Origin of the sequence: Streptomyces bobili (assembly GCF_002154575.1) — a bacterium.
Taxonomy (GTDB): Bacteria; Actinomycetota; Actinomycetes; order Streptomycetales; family Streptomycetaceae; genus Streptomyces; species Streptomyces bobili.
Genome location: NZ_MUBA01000257.1, coordinates 370 through 2,291, shown reverse-complemented (window position 1 = coordinate 2,291; position 1,922 = coordinate 370). Strand labels below are relative to the sequence as shown.

2 protein-coding genes are annotated in these 1,922 nt (G+C 66.7%); one reads left to right on the top strand and one right to left on the bottom strand.

What is annotated here, in order from left to right; translation table 11 throughout:
• Positions 1–185 (bottom strand): acyl carrier protein (locus BZL64_RS39875; RefSeq protein WP_158101548.1); only part of this gene is annotated, 185 nt, incomplete at its 3' end.
• Between the two features lie 366 nt (positions 186–551).
• Between BZL64_RS39875 and BZL64_RS21285 the strand changes: the two genes are divergently transcribed.
• On the top strand, positions 552–941 hold the full coding sequence (locus tag BZL64_RS21285) for a hypothetical protein (RefSeq protein ID WP_086770796.1): 390 nt from the start codon (positions 552–554) through the stop codon (positions 939–941).
• Positions 942–1,922 lie beyond the last annotated feature (981 nt).

Sequence of the window (1,922 nt, the reverse complement as noted above, 5' to 3'; positions counted from 1 at the left end):
AGGTCCGCGGGTGCGAACTCCACCGCGAACAGCGTCTCGGCCTCGTCCAGGATGTGCAGGATCTTGAGGCTGTCCACGCCGAGTTCCGTCAGGTCGCGGTCCAGCTCGGTCGGCGCGAAGCCGAGCAGTGGTGCGATCACCTCGTCGATCAGCCGCCGCTCGGTGAGGCTCGGTTCCACGTTCATCCTGACCAACGCTCCGTCTCTTGCAGGCAAGCATGATGGAGTCGGGCGCCCACCAAGTCGTGTACGCCGACGAGTTGTTCGTGCGTCCCCCGTTGGACGACGCGTCCGGCGTCGAACACTACAACGTCCCCCGGCGGCCTGGGAGTTGGAGAGCAGGCGCGCGATGGCGACCGTCGACCGACGGGCACCTCGAAGCTGACGTTCCGGGCGCCACGGCGCCGGCTCGGGATGCTCCTCCAGGCGGCCGTCGATCGTCGCATAGAGTGCCGTCGCGAGGGTGTCCACGGTGTTCGTCGCAAACGATCTCGGACGCCCTCGTTCTCGTCTGCGCAGGCACCCCTTGGACCACACCACCAAGAGGAACCGGTGTCGTACCCGCACGTGCTCACCCCCGAGGAGAAGCTTGCCGAGGCGAAGAAGCAGCTGAACCTCCCGCGTATCGTCGTGATCTGCGGCTCCACCCGCTTCATGACCGAGATGACCGAGGCCGATCTGCGGGAGACCAAAGCCGGAAGGATTGTCGTCAAACCGGGCTGTGACATGAAGTCGCCGCACGAACTCTGGTCCGATCCTGTCGAGGCCGAGGCGCTTAAGGTTCGACTCGACGATCTGCACCGGGCGAAGATCCGGCTCGCTGACGAGGTGCTCGTCGTCGGCGACTACATCGGAGACAGCACCCGAGCCGAAATCGCCTACGCCCGGTCGCTGGCCAAGCCCGTGCGGTTCACGCACCCCGAAGTCGACCCGGACGCCTGACCGCCCGCTGTCAGAAGGCCGCGGCCGAGCAACCGGCCACCGGACAGCGTCGGCTCGGCGGAGGCCGATCCATCCTCGCCCGCGCTAGCCGCGGCTACGCGTGAACCGGGTGAACGCGGCATCCACGGGCCAGTCGACATCGCCGTTCGCGGCGGCCGACAGCAGGTCGTTGACCCCGCACAGGACGGCATGCATCGTCTCGGCGTCGACATAGCGTCCATTGCCGAACATACGGCCCCGTACGGTGTCTCCGTCCGAATCCAGGAACAGACCGAACCGCAGCCTCGTCGACGGCACCGGCGCGACCGTCTCGCAGACCGACTCACCGTCCGCGAGCCGAGCGACCCTGGCGTCGTACGGCAGAGGTTCGTCGTAGCCCATGAAATTGACGAAGTGGTCCACGGAGGTGCCGCACTCCTCGGTCACGTCCGGGAACATCGCGTCGAGCGCCGACAGGTCGTAGCTGCTCGTCCGGTACGTCAACAGGAGTGCGGGCCACATGCGGGTCACCATGTCGTAGAACGACGTGCCCGTTTCCACCGGTACCAGTCCCTGCTGGGCCAGGGGACCGACGTGGTCCTTGGTGCGTGGGTCTTTCNNCCCCAATCCCTTGGCATACAGTTCGACGGCCGGGAATCCGGGCTGGGGAGAGTTGTTCACGGTGGTCCGGAAGAGCGATCGGGGCGCGCTCTCGAATCCGGATCGCCATCGGCGCAGCGTCCTCTCCAGGCGCGCCTGTCCCTGCGGCGACTGCTCTTCGGTGGCCTGGTCCAGTGGTTGATGGGTGATCGGCGGAAGGTGTCGCGAGTCGGCTCCGTCGAGCAATGCGCGGAAGTCGCGCTCGAGAATGCGCATGGACGTGCGATCGATGACGAGATGCGACAGTGCGCCAGTGAGCCATCTGGGGCGGCCGTGCTGAACGACCACCGCCAGCCTGGCATGAAACTCCGGCCCGGCGACGAAGCCGCGTGACGACGCCTC